At 38.2% G+C, this 14,543-nt stretch carries 14 protein-coding genes and 1 tRNA gene; 14 read left to right on the top strand and 1 reads right to left on the bottom strand.

The features are described 5' to 3' along the window. The first annotated feature begins 16 nt into the window (after nucleotides 1-16). The 3 genes from QPK98_RS10765 (at nucleotide 17) to QPK98_RS10755 (ending at nucleotide 3,740) form a co-directional block, all read left to right on the top strand. Nucleotides 17-2,743, top strand: a complete 2,727-nt coding sequence (locus tag QPK98_RS10765; RefSeq protein ID WP_310993333.1) for a PD-(D/E)XK nuclease family protein — start codon at nucleotides 17-19, stop codon at nucleotides 2,741-2,743. After that, nucleotides 2,743-3,582 carry an alpha/beta hydrolase family protein gene (locus QPK98_RS10760; RefSeq protein ID WP_310993332.1) on the top strand — a complete coding sequence of 280 codons (840 nt, stop codon included), beginning with the start codon at nucleotides 2,743-2,745 and terminating at the stop codon, nucleotides 3,580-3,582. The genes QPK98_RS10765 and QPK98_RS10760 overlap by 1 nt, the downstream gene beginning before the upstream one ends. An 81-nt stretch (nucleotides 3,583-3,663) precedes the next feature. Further along, a tRNA-Ala gene (locus tag QPK98_RS10755) sits at nucleotides 3,664-3,740 on the top strand. Nucleotides 3,741-3,944: 204 nt separating this feature from the next. Here the strand turns inward: QPK98_RS10755 and QPK98_RS10750 are convergent. Next, nucleotides 3,945-4,091, bottom strand: a complete 147-nt coding sequence (locus QPK98_RS10750; RefSeq protein WP_310993331.1) for a hypothetical protein — start codon at nucleotides 4,089-4,091, stop codon at nucleotides 3,945-3,947. 115 nt (nucleotides 4,092-4,206) lie between these two features. Between QPK98_RS10750 and QPK98_RS10745 the strand changes: the two genes are divergently transcribed. The 11 genes from QPK98_RS10745 (at nucleotide 4,207) to QPK98_RS10695 (ending at nucleotide 14,494) form a co-directional block, all read left to right on the top strand. Further along, entirely contained in the window at nucleotides 4,207-4,722 is a 516-nt protein-coding gene (locus tag QPK98_RS10745) for a GNAT family N-acetyltransferase (protein ID WP_310993329.1), read from the top strand. A gap of 30 nt (nucleotides 4,723-4,752) precedes the next feature. Then, nucleotides 4,753-6,087, top strand: coding sequence for an MATE family efflux transporter (locus tag QPK98_RS10740; protein WP_310993328.1), 1,335 nt, complete (start codon nucleotides 4,753-4,755; stop codon nucleotides 6,085-6,087). Nucleotides 6,088-6,134: 47 nt separating this feature from the next. Beyond that, nucleotides 6,135-6,446, top strand: a complete 312-nt coding sequence (locus tag QPK98_RS10735) for a hypothetical protein (RefSeq protein ID WP_310993327.1) — start codon at nucleotides 6,135-6,137, stop codon at nucleotides 6,444-6,446. Between the two features lie 108 nt (nucleotides 6,447-6,554). Further along, nucleotides 6,555-7,640: a sensor histidine kinase gene (locus QPK98_RS10730; RefSeq protein WP_310993326.1), complete on the top strand. Its 1,086-nt coding sequence runs from the start codon at nucleotides 6,555-6,557 to the stop codon at nucleotides 7,638-7,640. A gap of 5 nt (nucleotides 7,641-7,645) precedes the next feature. After that, a complete protein-coding gene (locus QPK98_RS10725) occupies nucleotides 7,646-8,962 on the top strand; it encodes a sigma-54-dependent transcriptional regulator (protein WP_310993325.1) in 1,317 nt (438 codons plus the stop codon). 296 nt (nucleotides 8,963-9,258) lie between these two features. Beyond that, nucleotides 9,259-10,554 carry a Glu/Leu/Phe/Val family dehydrogenase gene (locus QPK98_RS10720; protein WP_310993324.1) on the top strand — a complete coding sequence of 432 codons (1,296 nt, stop codon included), beginning with the start codon at nucleotides 9,259-9,261 and terminating at the stop codon, nucleotides 10,552-10,554. Between the two features lie 97 nt (nucleotides 10,555-10,651). Beyond that, entirely contained in the window at nucleotides 10,652-11,068 is a 417-nt protein-coding gene (locus QPK98_RS10715; protein ID WP_310993323.1) for a GreA/GreB family elongation factor, read from the top strand. 28 nt (nucleotides 11,069-11,096) lie between these two features. Beyond that, nucleotides 11,097-11,477 (top strand): hypothetical protein, encoded by a 381-nt coding sequence (locus tag QPK98_RS10710; protein WP_310993322.1) that lies wholly within the window; start codon nucleotides 11,097-11,099, stop codon nucleotides 11,475-11,477. A 45-nt stretch (nucleotides 11,478-11,522) separates the two neighbouring features. Next, nucleotides 11,523-12,665: an NAD(P) transhydrogenase subunit alpha gene (locus QPK98_RS10705; RefSeq protein WP_310993321.1), complete on the top strand. Its 1,143-nt coding sequence runs from the start codon at nucleotides 11,523-11,525 to the stop codon at nucleotides 12,663-12,665. A gap of 2 nt (nucleotides 12,666-12,667) precedes the next feature. Beyond that, the gene (locus QPK98_RS10700; RefSeq protein WP_310993320.1) at nucleotides 12,668-12,964 is read left to right on the top strand and encodes an NAD(P) transhydrogenase subunit alpha part 2; all 297 of its coding nucleotides are present in this window, start codon (nucleotides 12,668-12,670) and stop codon (nucleotides 12,962-12,964) included. 141 nt (nucleotides 12,965-13,105) lie between these two features. Next, nucleotides 13,106-14,494: an NAD(P)(+) transhydrogenase (Re/Si-specific) subunit beta gene (locus tag QPK98_RS10695; protein WP_310993319.1), complete on the top strand. Its 1,389-nt coding sequence runs from the start codon at nucleotides 13,106-13,108 to the stop codon at nucleotides 14,492-14,494. Nucleotides 14,495-14,543: the final 49 nt, after the last annotated feature.

Below are 14,543 nucleotides of genomic sequence, written 5' to 3'. Positions count from 1 at the left end.
TTCTTATTTTTAGGCTATGGAAACATTCCTTCAAGAAATCCTATCCGATTTAAAAGAGAATTACGCAGACCTTGCAAACTTAACTATCATTCTTCCCAGTAAACGAGCTGGCGGGTTCCTGATAAACGAATTGAAAAGATCCAATTCTGAAACCCAATTTGCTCCGCGAATACTAAGCGTTGAAGAATTTGTAGAAGATTTATCGAACCTCAAGATAATAGATAACACTGAATTGCTCTTTAAAAGCTATCAAGCCTATTTAGATACCGAAGCAATTACCGATAAAGATGATTTTGAAACCTATTCCACATGGGCAACAACCTTGCTAAACGATTTTAATGAAATAGACCGCTATCTGGTAGAACCCAAACCATTTTTTAGCTATCTAGCCAGCATTAAAACTTTGGAGAGGTGGAATGTGAAAGATGAACCTACTGAGCTAATTAGTAATTATCTGCGTTTTTGGGAAAGCCTTCCTTCGTTTTATAAAAATATTCAGACGCTTTTATTAAATGATAATGTTGGTTATCAAGGTATGGTGTACCGCGAGGCGGCGGCAAATCTAGAACACTATATTCAGAACAATAGGGATAACACTCACGTTTTTGTTGGCTTTAACGCCCTAAACTCTGCCGAACAGCATATTGTGCAAGAACTTTTAGAAACGGGTAATACAAAAATCTATTGGGACACTGACGCTGCATTCTATAATGATAAAAGACATAGCGCTTCTTATTTTATAAGAAAGTATATTAAGGAATGGAAATACTTTCAATCGGCATCGCCAAAGTTTATTGCCTCTAACTTTGAAAAGCCCAAACACTTTAAATTTGTTGAAATTCAAAAAAATGTTGGGCAGGCAAAATACGTTGGCGAACTACTATCACAACTTTCAGAAGAAGAGATCAACAAAACTGCCATAGTATTGGGAGATGAAAACTTACTCGTCCCGGTATTACACTCCTTGCCAGAAAATGTTAAAAACCTAAATGTAACTATGGGATTGTCATTAAAGACCTTCCCAAACGTTGTTTTCTTTGAACTGCTCTTTAACATCCATCTTCGCAATTCTGAATCGCTGTATTACAAAGACGTTCTCTCTATCTTAAACCACCCTTTGGGTAGTGCCTTATTGCCTAATGCCAGTGAACTTGCCTTAATTTTGACCCGTGAAAATATCACCCATGTCTCGGCAAAACAATTGGTTGAAATTTCTAACGGCTTTTATTCCGAGATGCTAAGCCTTTTATTCGGAGATTGGAAGAATGAAAGTAAAACGGCTATAGAAGCTTCGCAAAAGATTCTAGGTGTGCTTCAAAGTCGGTATAAATCCAATACGGTACAAGGCATGGTGATTTATGAACTTAAGGAGATGTTTAATAAAATTGAAGCCTTAAACGTTCAATACCCATACCTAAAATCTGTTAAAAGTGTACTTGCCCTTTTTACCGAATTGGCCGCTTCAACCTCTATGGATTTTAAGGGAGATGCTTATAGCGGACTTCAACTTATGGGCGTTCTGGAAACCAGAGTCCTTGATTTTGAAAACCTCATTATTACTTCGGTAAATGAAGGTGTTTTTCCTTCTGGAAAATCGAATGCGTCCTTTATTACTTATGATTTAAAGCAAGAATTTAAGCTTCCATCTTTTACCGAAAAGGACGCTATTTATACCTATCACTTCTACAGGTTATTGCAAAGAGCTTCAAATATTTCTTTGTTATATAATAGCCATTCTGAAGGTATGAATACTGGAGAAAAAAGTCGTTTTGTGCGGCAGTTAGAAATAGAGAAACACCCTAACCATAAGGCTGAAACATTTATTCTTTCACCCAAAGTTCAAATTAAACCGCAAGCCTTAAAGGAAATTGTAAAGACCGATGCCGTAATGCAACGCCTTCAAGAAATTGCTAAAAAGGGCTTTTCACCTTCGGCATTGACAAGTTATATTCGCAATCCTTTAGACTTTTATTTCCAAAAAATACTGGGTATGCAAGAGTTTGATGAGGTTGAAGAAACCGTAGCTGCAAATACCTTGGGAACTATTGTACATGATACATTAGAGAAATTTTATGCTCCTTTTCAAGATTCCATACTCACTAAAGAAATACTGGTAGATCTTAAGGGGCAAATCCATGAAGAAGTAACGGCGCAATTCAAAAAAACTTTTAAAGGTGGAACTTTTTCCAAAGGAAAGAACCTCATAGTTTTTGAAGTCGCCAAACGTTATATTTCAAACTTTATCAACATGGAAATAGATGATGTTGAAGCTGGTAACGCCATAAAGATCCTTAAAATAGAAACAGATCTTCGCTTAGAAGTGCCAATCCCAGAGCTCGATTTTCCCGTGAGCATCCGCGGAAAAGTTGATAGGGTAGATGAATATAACGGCCAGCTGCGGATAATTGACTATAAAACCGGCCTTGTAAAGCAGAGCGACTTAGACATAATTGAATGGGAGGAATTAAACCAAGATTATAAATACAGCAAAGCTTTTCAGGTTTTGACGTATGCACTTATGATGGGGAAAGAAATACCCACAAACCAGGTTGAAGCTGGTATTATTTCATTTAAAAACCTCAGTAGTGGATTTTTAAAATTTGCCACAAAACCTTCCTCTCGGGGCAAAAGAGAGTACAAAATTACGGAAGAAACCTACGCAAATTTTTCCGTAGCACTTAAAAACCTTATTTTGGAAATTTGCGATCCAACTATTCCATTTATAGAAAAAGAATTAGACTGATGACCATAGAAAAAAACCAAATACTTACGCAAGAAGGAAAAAAGCCAATTGTTTACGATCTCTATTATCAAGAAACAGATTCGCCCCAACCCCTAATAATTTTTTGTCACGGCTATAAAGGTTTTAAAGATTGGGGCCCATGGCATTTGGTGGCAGAAGCATTTGCCAAGGCAGGGTTTTGCTTTTTAAAATTCAACTTTTCACACAACGGAGGTACGGTAGAGCAGCCTATAGATTTTCCAGATTTGGAGGCTTTCGGCGAAAATAATTTTAGTTTGGAATTGGATGATTTAAACCGCGTGCTCAACTTTATTGAAAGTGGTAATGAAAAGTTGCCTAAAAATCTTGCGACTACCTCTTTAATTGGCCACAGCCGGGGCGGTGGTATTGTTTTAATTAAAGCCGAAGAAGACCCGCGAATAAACAACGTAATTACCTGGGCAGGTATAAGCGATTTTAAACCTAGGTTTCAGGAAGGCACCCAAAACTTTAAAGATTGGAAAGAAACCGGCGTCACACACATTGAAAACAGTAGGACAAAACAGCTTTTGCCACATAAGTTTCAGTTCTATAAAGACTTTAAGGAGAATGAAGAACGATTTACAATTCGTCGAGCGGTAGAAGATCTTAAAATCCCATATCTAATTGTCCACGGAAGTGAAGACCCTACGGTTTCTATAAAAGAAGCCGAAGCGATTCATTCCTGGAATACCAAAAGTGAATTTGAGGTCATTGAAGGTGCCGACCACGTTTTTAATGCAAAACACCCTTGGAAGGATTCAGATACTCCCGAAGAATTAGAAAGAGTTGTAGATTGTACAATTCATTTTTTAAAATGAAGCAGGGTATTGAAAAATTTCCTATTTTTGCCATTCTGTATCAGCAAAAGGTCCTTGGTTTTTTAAACTTCGGAACAAAATGGGGGATTAGCTCAGCTGGCTAGAGCGCTTGCATGGCATGCAAGAGGTCATCGGTTCGACTCCGATATTCTCCACCAAAACCACCGGTTATCGCGGTGGTTTTTTGTTTTTCATTTTTTGTTTCCGTTAATGGGTCTGCTTCTTAGGAGTAGTATTCAGGAGGTTGTGGAGTTTATTTCGGTATGGGTCATCGGTTCGTTCCGATAGCTATCGGAACCGATATTCTCCACCAAAACCACCGGTTATCGCGGTGGTTTTTTGTTTTTCATTTTTTGTTTCCGTTAATGGGTCTGCTTCTTAGGAGCAGTATTCAGGAGGTTGTGGAGTTTATTTCGGTATGGGTCATCGGTTCGTTCCGATATGTTCCAATCAGCACCGTGAACGCGGTTGTTTTTTGTATGCGCTAGTATTTCTAGACACTGATTCATTTTGTGGTGGCATAAGTGTCCAATTCAGTTTTCCATGATTTTGTAACTTGCAAAAGAATATTACTAAACCCTACAAGCCTTTTAGCGGCGCTAGAACTACCATCTATTTATTACTATGATACAACTTGCAAAGCCTTCAGACCTTGACCAGATTCTAGCCATTACGAAGGCTTGTGGTAAAAAGCTGAATTCCGATGGAATTTTTCAATGGAGTGACACCTATCCAAACAAATCAATTTTTCAAAAAGATATTGAAAACTGTACGTTGTACGTATTTATTTCAGACAAAATAATTGTGGGCTGTATTGTTATTTCAACAGAAATGGATCCGGAATATAAAACGGTTAAATGGCTTACCAAAACAACAAAACACTATTATATCCACCGCTTGGCGGTTCATCCCAATTATCAGGGAAAGGGAATTGCCAGAAGTCTAATGCATTTTGCCGAGGGTTTAGCTATTGAAAACAATATTGCTTCTGTCCGCTTGGATACGTTTAGCAAAAACCTTCGCAACCAAAAATTTTATGAAGCTCGTGGTTATCAACGCTTGGAAAGGATCTATTTTTCTAATCAAAGTGAATTTCCTTTTTATTGTTATGAACTCCCAGTATCTCAAATAGCTTCTTAATAGTTCCTATTTTGTAGCTTTGCGGGCTATATGCAGAAAACAGATATTTCGTTTAAACGTATTCAGCAACTCGCGGTTCCTGCAATTATTGCGGGGATTGCCGAACCAGTGCTTTCTGCTACCGATGCCGCTGTGGTGGGAAATATAAAAGATTTCGGCATAGAATCCTTGGCTGCCGTTGGTATTGTAGGTTCTTTTCTTTCGGCACTTATATGGATTTTAGCACAAACGCGAAGTGCAATTGCCACGATAGTCGCACAAAATCTTGGAGCTGGTAAGATAGAACAATTAAAAGATTTTCCGGCACAGGCCATTTATTTCAATATTGGCCTAAGCATCGTAGTGCTGATCTCCACCTATTTCTTTGTAGAAGAAATTTTCTCAATGATGAATGCCGAGGGGATTGTTCTGGATTTTAGCATAGCGTATTATAACATTCGTGTTTGGGGTTTCCCGCTAACCCTATTCACTTTTGCAGTATTTGGAATCTTTAGGGGGCTCCAAAATACTTTTTGGCCTATGATTATTGCCGCAATAGGTGCAGGAATCAATATTGGGCTAGATTTTGCGCTGGTCTATGGTATAGAAGGAATCATTGTGCCTATGGGCATTGAGGGGGCGGCGTGGGCCAGCTTTATCTCACAACTTATTATGGCAATTTTGGCCTTTTGGTTTTTGATGAAAAAAACCGATGTTTCGCTTAAATTAAGATTTCCGGTGCATCATGAAATCAGTAGGTTGATAAGCATGAGCCTTAATCTTTTTCTACGCTCCGTAGCACTTAATATTGCCTTGATATTAGCAACTCGCGAAGCAGCCAATTTAGGAAAGGAGTACGTTGCGGCCCATACCATTGCCTTTAATATTTGGATATTCACGGCATTTTTTCTTGACGGCTATGGCGCAGCAGGAAATATTTTATCTGGAAAGCTTCTCGGCGAACGCAGTTACGGCAGGCTGTGGAAACTAACTAAAAAAGTTAGTTATTACAACACTATTGTAGCTATCACATTGGTGTTAATAGGGGTAATACTCTATGAGCCTTTGGGTCTCATTTTTAACAAAGACGAAAAAGTGCTCTCCATATTTTACGGAATGTTCTTTATGGTTTTAATCTGTTTGCCGCTAAACGCGATTGCTTTTACCTTAGACTCTATTTTTAAAGGCTTGGGCGAGATGGGTTATCTGCGCAATGTGCTCTTGGGTGCAACCTTCTTCGGCTTTATTCCGGTGCTTTATCTTTCAAAATATATGGAATGGGGCCTGGTAGGTATTTGGATTGCAATGACGGTTTGGGTGGCGTATAGAGGAGGGGCCTTGGTTATCAAATTCCGAAGAAAATATATTCCTTTGATTAAAAATTAGATTCATTTAACATTGGCCAATAATCTGGCTAAAAATATTTTTATAGTATGAAAACCCCGAATGAAATCTTTAAAAATTCTCCCGAACTATTGGAAAAACCCGAGGTAAAAGAGTTTGTTTCGGAATATGCTGAAGTATGTGACGCCCTTATAGACTTGCAACAGGTTTCCGAAATGGGAAAAGAAAAATACCTGCGCATCTTAGTACGTGAAATTCGAGATAGTATTGTTATGGAACTGAAGCGCGATTTAGAGGCAGAACGATTTGGTGAAAGCGATCGGGTTGATTTTAAAAAAGCTGTAGAAAATCTTAAAACTTACATAAATAACTATTGCCGCGATTACAAAATATATCTTTAAACTTGTTTTATACGGAAACTTCTTCTCATATAAGTATGTTGATGTCCCGCTTCGTATAAAGATTCAGGCAATTATTTGATACCTTTGACGTATAAGACAAACAATTGCATGACTTTAGAAGAAAACCTTAATAAACGTATCAAGGAGCTAACGTGTTTATACGAAGTATCTTCAATTATTGTAAATAACGATTACAGAGAGTTGGATAAAACCCTATACTCCATAGTGCTCAGCATTAGAAAATCCTTGCAATACAACAAAGACGCTATTGTTGAAATAGAATCTAAACCCTTCCATCTTATATCGTCTTCGCTTCCAAAAAGTGTGTATATTGAAAGTACCATCCAAGTTTTTAATGAACCTAAGGGAACGATTAAAATCCACTATCCTGCAAAAAAATATGAAAAAGCAGATTTTTTACCTGAAGAAAAAAAACTGTTGCAAAATGTAGCCATAAACGTAGGCGATTTATTGGAACGCGCATCCATTCGTGAAAATGAAGCAGTTTTAAAACGAAAGATGGAACACGCAGATCGGTTGAGTATTTTAGGTGAAATAACTGCTGGAATTGCCCACGAACTCAATACGCCATTGGCTAATATCTTGGGCTTCGCTGAGCTTTTAAAAGAGAAAGAATCCGAAGATGCGCAAACTTCAAAGGACCTTGATAAGATTATCAATAGTGCTATTTTTTCTCGAGAAGTTGTAAAAAAGTTGATGTTTTTTGCCTGCGAAATGCCGCAGAACCTAGACCAAACAGACATTGTACCTGTAATAAGAGATGCGATGAATCTTTTGGATCCAACTTTTAAAAAAAATAACGTCCGGTATGTAGTCAATTTGCCTGAAACGGAAGTGCGTTTAAAGGCCGATACCATTCAGATAACCCAAGTTATTTTTAACCTGGTGTTAAACGCGATCTATTTTTCTCCAGAGGATGGGTTGATTCAGGTTAGTTTAGAAGAGCGCGATAAACAGGTATGCCTTAAAATAATTGATGAGGGACCGGGAATTGCATCAGATAATATCGAGAAGATTTTTCAACCATTTTTTACTACAAAAACCGTGGGTGACGGTTCCGGTCTTGGGTTGAGTGTGGTCCATGGTATTATTAGAAGTCATCGCGCTACTATAGACTATCAATCTAATACACCATCAGGCGCTATTTTTATTATTAACTTCCCCAAACAATAAAGAATATGTTTCACAAGGAAAACATACTAATTGTAGATGACGATATTAACATCCTCGAGTTAATTCAGCGTCATTTACACACAATGAGTTACCACACCTATAAAGCGGTTTCGGTAAAGGAAGCGGTAGCAATTCTGCGCGACACTGAAATTGATTTACTAATAACCGATTTAAAAATGCCTGAGGTTGATGGCTTTCAATTAATTCAGTTTGCATCTGAGCATTATCCAAACATGCCAAAACTTGTGGTAACGGGCTATCCTTCGGTTCAGGATGCGCTTTCAGCAATAAAATCTGGTGTAGTAGATTATTTGGTAAAACCATTTACAAAAGAAGAATTAAAGCAAGGCGTAAAAAAATCACTCGCTTCAAGATCAAAAAAAAGATTCTTGGAAAAAGAAAAGATAAAGCATACCTACAATGAAATTATAGGTGAAAGTGATGCAATTAAAAAAGTTACCCAGGTAATTGAGCGGGTAAAAAATAACAAGGCAACTATTCTTGTCAATGGGGAAAGCGGCACGGGTAAAGAGCTTGTTGCACGTTCCATTCATTATAATGGCAAGTTTTCACGCAATCCTTTTATTCCGGTAAATTGTGGTGGAATTCCTGAAAATTTATTGGAATCGGAGCTCTTTGGTTATGTAAAAGGAGCTTTTACAGGTGCTAATGAAGATCGCGATGGGTTTTTTCAGGCAGCAAATGGCGGGACCATATTTTTAGATGAAATTGGAAACGCGCCTCTTTCTGTTCAATCCCGACTTTTACGTGTGCTTCAAGAAAAAGAAGTAATGAAAGTGGGAGAAAGAAAGACTAAGAAAATTGATGTTCGGGTTATTGCCGCTACCAATAGTAATTTGCGAGAAATGATAGCCAAGGGAACGTTTCGCGAAGATTTATATTATCGGTTAACGGTTGTAGAAATTGCTGTACCGCCACTTAGGGAGCGGAAAGAAGACATTCCATTATTGGCAGATAAGTTTCTATTTAAATACGGTAACGAATATAAGGATCGGTATATTACTATGGATAAGGAGGCCCAGACCTTATTGCAACGTTATGATTGGCCAGGAAATATACGCGAACTGGAGAATGTAATTCAACGTGCGGTAATTATGTGTGATAGAAGCATTGGGTTAAAAGATTTGCCAGAAAACTTAAAGTACCAAATAGACTTTCCAGAGGAACCTTTACTCTCTTTAAAGGCAATGGAGAAAAAGTATATTGAAAAAGTTCTCGCTAAAACAGGGAACAATCAAAGTAAAGCTGCAGAAATACTTAAAATTGACCGAAAGACCCTTAGAGGAAAAATAAAGGGATAGGTTTATGGCGAATATTGAAATGACTTCCATAAATAGCCAAAGCGCTTGTTTGATTACAAGGTTCTTTAGTTGGGGCATTTTTCCCCAGCTACGTAAAAATTACCCGATATGAATTTTAAGCTTATTTTAAAGATAAACATATAAACTACTGAATGTAAGTAATTAGGATGTTTTGCTGTGCTATTAAACAATGATGGCATGCAGCTTGTGCGTTAGAGTAATTCACGCTGAGGAGTTCATAGCCTTAGACTAAAAACAATGAGTATTTAAAATAAATCACTAAAAGAATAAGAACAATGACAAACGAACAAACCGTGGAAAAACCCAAACAAAAGAAGAAGGGAATGTTGGATAACGTGTTGGAGCAATTCAACCACGCTGCTGACAAGATTGAATTGAACCCTAACGTTCGAAAAATTCTTAGTATCACAAATACCGAAATCATCATACACTTTCCGGTACGTATGGATAATGGTGATGTTGAGATATTCACTGGGTATCGTGTGCAGCACAACAATGCACTAGGGCCATATAAAGGTGGTCTTCGCTATCACCCCACCGTAGATATTAATGCGGCAAAGGCTTTGGCTATGTGGATGACTTGGAAAACTTCGTTGGCAGGTTTGCCGTATGGAGGTGCAAAAGGAGGAATTCAAATAGATCCTACTAAATATTCTAAAAGTGAATTGGAGCGTATAACCCGTAGATTTACATATTCTTTAGGTGAAAATATTGGGCCAGAACATGATATTCCGGCACCAGACGTAAACACCAATGCCCAAACGATGGCTTGGATTGCCGATACGTATATGAGTACAAAAAGTACGTCTGAGCGTTCCAAAAACCAACACGTAGTTACAGGAAAGCCTATAGGTAGTGGCGGACTTGAGGGGCGTGATCGCGCAACTGGTTACGGTGTGTTTTTGACCATTAAGTTTTGGGCTGAAAAGAATAAGGAAAGCCTAAAAGGTAAAAAGTTCATTATGCAAGGTTTTGGTAATGTGGGCTATTGGGCTTCTCACTTTCTACAAGGCCAAGGAGCTGTTATGGTAGGTGTACAAGATGCCTTCGGAAGTATTCGCAATGATAAGGGAATCAAGACAGAAGATTTATTTAACTATGCAAAAGCCAACAAAGGTAGTATTGTAGATTTTCCTGAAGCAACTGCTATGAAAGGAGAAGACTTCTTTGCGTTAGATTGTGATATTTGTATTCCAGCTGCCCTAGGAAATCAAATAACGAAAAAGAACGCACACAACATAAAAGCGAGCTTGGTTGCCGAAGGCGCAAACGGCCCAACTGATGTTGAAGGAGAAAAAATACTGATGGAACGCGGCATAACCATTATTCCAGATATTATGTGCAACTCTGGAGGGGTAATTGGAAGTTATTTTGAATGGCTACAAAACCGAAATGGAGAACTATGGCAAATGGATGAAATTTTGGAGAAATTAGAAAAGAAACTTTTCACCACCTTCAAAAAGGTTACAGCATATGCCGATGAAAATAATGTAGACATGCGTACCGCGGCCTTTAGTCTTGCCATCGGACGTATTGAGCAGGCCTATATTTTAAGAGGGATCTTCCCATAAACAATTAACTTCATCTTAAATAGATAAGACTGACTAAAATAAAATATAACGTTAGTCGGTCTTATCTGTTTTTTAAGTACCTAAGGACTATTTAATTATGAAATATGGAAATTTGATATTGGAAAAAAAAGAATATGTTTTCTTAAAGCGCCTATTGAATGTTTCCGGATTTTACAAAGACGATAATACAAAGGTTTCCTTAAATAATTTAAGCTCAGAACTAAAGCGTGCAATTATTTATGACCATGACGAAATACCTGCCGATATAATTCGTATAAACAGTATTGTAACTGTTGAATCAGGCTCATGGCAAAACCAGTTCCAGTTAGTAATTCCAACAGACAAGGACGTTGCAGCAAATAAAATTTCAGTATTAGCTCCGTTGGGCTCAGCGGTAATGGGCTATGCAGAGGGAGATTCCGTAACATGGAATTTTCCAAACGGCACAAAAAAAATAAAAATTACAAGCGTTAAGCAGGCCGCAAGACCTATTGATATTGACGTACTATTATAGTAAAATCATAACATTATTTATTAAAATTATGGAAATTTACGATCACGACTCCCCAGAAGCAATAACCTATAAACACAATTCAATAGAATCTGAAAATTGGGTAGAACACCTAAACTATATCGATAAGGAAATTAAAAACCTATTGAACCTGAGCAGGACAGAACTTGCTAATAATTTTCAATCTCAGCCCGTTATTTCGAAATTGGAAAAAGAAAAAGAGGCAAATACTGAAGCTATAGATAAGTTTTTAAATTACAGAGAAAGTCTTCCCAAAGCAGCCGAATGTGAAGATGTTGATTGCGACATGTTCTATGTTGGCGAACATGAAAAATTTAGAAAGACTTATATTTCCCATTTAAAAAAATACCGAAAGGTTAAAGAGGAATACTTTGATGTTTTAGCCAAATAAAACTAAAATTCATCTTAGCGATAATACAATTTTTCCAACAAGCTTATGACTGAACCATCACAGCCTAGTACAAAGTCTAGTACATTAGGAATTCTAAAAACACCAAATGACCCCAGGGTCTGTTTGTTACCCAAAGAAGTAAAACGCCTTATTTCAGAATTTAAAATTAAGGTTCTTTTTGAGTCCGGACTGGGTAATTCACTACAAATTGAAGATCAAGAATATGTTGAAGCCGGTGCAATTAGTCTCCCAAGAGATGCTGTCTTTAATGATTCTGACACCATTATATCCATTAATCACGTGCTTGGCGAAACCGAAATAAAAAGCGGTATCAACTTCATTGGGATTTTCAACCCACTTTTTTACGACACCAAGTTTGCTAGTTATAAAGAGCACAAGGCCACAGTTTACAGTTTAGATTTACTGCCCAGAACCACTTTGGCGCAATCTATGGACGTGTTGTCCTCCATGGCTTCATTAGCTGGTTACAGAGCGGTTATAAAAGCTTCGGAGTTATACAACGGCATCTTTCCAATGCTCACTACGGCAGCCGGAACCTTGAGGCCCGCAAAAGTTTTGGTGCTCGGTGCGGGTGTAGCAGGTTTGCAAGCCATTGCTACCGCGCGTCGATTAGGCGCAGTTGTGGAGGCATTTGATGTACGTAAATCTGCCGGTGAGGAAGTCCGTAGCCTTGGTGCCACTTTTATTGAGGTGGAAGGCTTTACAGAATCGTCAAGTGCGGGTGGATATGCCGTAGAGCAAAGCGAAGATTATCAAAAAAGGCAAAAAGAATTAATACACGAGCACATCTTATCAGCCAATATTGTAATCAGTACGGCAAATATTCCTGGTAAAAAAGCACCTTTGCTTGTTGAAACGCGTTCTGTTGAAGCTATGCAGCCCGGTAGTATTATTATTGACCTTGCAGCCGAACAAGGTGGCAACTGCCAGCTTTCAAAAAATGGGGAAACCATTAGCCATAAGGAGGTCAGTATTGTAGGAAACTCAAACCTTTCTGCAGCTATTCCAGCGGCAGCTTCAAACTTACTTTCAAACAACTATTTTTCATTTTTAAAGTATATGGAAAAATCTGATAACCCAGACGATCCATTGCTTACTGCTTCTAAAATAATGGACAACGGCGAATGGTCGCATCCGCATTTCACTAAAAAATCACAACTAGCCTAATCATGGAATTTTTAAATCAACACATTGAAGACATCTACTTTGTGGTCTTCTGTATCTTTATCGGGATTGAAGTAATCTCTAACGTACCAGCAATTTTACACACACCTTTAATGTCTGGTGCAAATGCTATTAGCGGTGTAATTTTGGTAGGTGCCATTTTTATGATGCTAACCATTCCTGAAGATGATTACCTAAACTTGACCCTTGGCGGGATTGCAATTTTTCTTGGAACCTTAAACATTTCTGGTGGATTTTTTGTTACCGGAAGAATGCTCAAGATGTTTAATTCAAAAAAGTAATTCGCGGCTAGTGAACCTCTGCATTTGTCATAGTAAATTATCAGTATCATACTTCAGAAGTGACCGCACTACCAATTTCAAAATTTTTATAAATAAACCAACCTCCTGTTATTTACAGGTTTAGAAAAAAGAATTTTCACGATGCTAATACTCATTAAAGTAGGCTATTTAATTGCCGCCGTTTCCTTTATTCTCGGGCTAAAGTTTATGAGCTCCCCACAAAAAGCAAAAACTGGAAACCTAATTGCTGCAATTGGTATGGTGCTGGCAGTGGTTTTAACTTTCTTTACGCCAATAGGGCAAACTATTCCAACCCCAAACTTGATAATTATGCTTGTGGCAATTGTCGCGGGCGTAATTGTGGGAAAACGATTTTCAGACAAAGTTGAAATGACGGGAATGCCACAATTGGTTTCGTTATTTAACGCTACTGGAGGTGGGTGTGCAATGCTTTTGGGCCTAGTGGAAGCGAACCTTATGGATGCAAAACCCGCAATTTTAGGCACACAAATTTTGCTTATTGCCGGACTCATAACCGGAGCAATAGCCTTTACGGGAAGTATTATTGCCGAACGTAAATTGGCAGGAAAAGTAAAAGATTATCGGACAATGGGTGTGGTATTTTCGGCGAGATTTCTTCTGGCTTTAATTGTTTTGCTTCCAGTAATCTACTTTTTTGGTGTTATTCCCATGAGTTTTGCAGCATTTATTTATGTATTGGCGTTGCTTGCTATAGTTTACGGGGTTCTTTTTGTACTACCTATTGGCGGGGCAGATATGCCGGTTGTTATTTCGTTATTAAATAGTATTACGGGTATTGCTACAGCATTTACGGGCCTTGTTTACGGAAACAAAGTAATGATTGCAGGGGGTATTTTTGTTGGTGCGGCAGGAATATTCCTTACGCTACTTATGTGTACCGCCATGAATCGTTCCTTAATGAAGGTCTTGGCAGGAAAATTCAAGAAAAGTAGCGGAGGTGGTACTGAAGAAGAACAGGAAATTAAGGATATAAGTGTTGCTGAAACAGCTCTTGCACTTTCCTATGCCCAAAAAGTGGCAATTATCCCGGGTTATGGGCTTGCAGTGGCGCAAGCACAACATTTATGCGCCCAATTACAGCAAATGCTTGAAAAAAGAAACTGTGAAGTAGATTATATTATTCACCCAGTGGCAGGCCGAATGCCAGGCCATATGAATGTTTTATTGGCAGAGGCAAAAGTAGATTACGCCGCATTAAAGGAAATGGATGAAGGCAATGAAAAAATGGCCGAATATGATACCGTTTTGGTTATTGGAGCCAACGATGTTGTGAACCCAGCAGCTGAAAACAATCCAGACAGTCCCGTATATGGAATGCCAATTATACGTGCGCACGAAAGCAAGCAGGTAATTGTAATGAAACGAAGTATGAGCAAAGGCTATGCAGGAGTTCAGAATGATCTTTTTGGACTAGACAATTGTAGTCTTTTGTTTGGCGATGCCAAGGCTTCTATACAAGAAATTGTAAACCAATTGAAGTTGATATAATGCATCACTTTTTTTGAAAATTTTGAAGCGATAAGACCTAAAAATACAA

Source organism: Aequorivita marina (assembly GCF_031631895.2).
GTDB lineage: Bacteria > Bacteroidota > Bacteroidia > Flavobacteriales > Flavobacteriaceae > Aequorivita > Aequorivita marina.
This window is presented reverse-complemented; position numbering and strand designations above follow the sequence as displayed.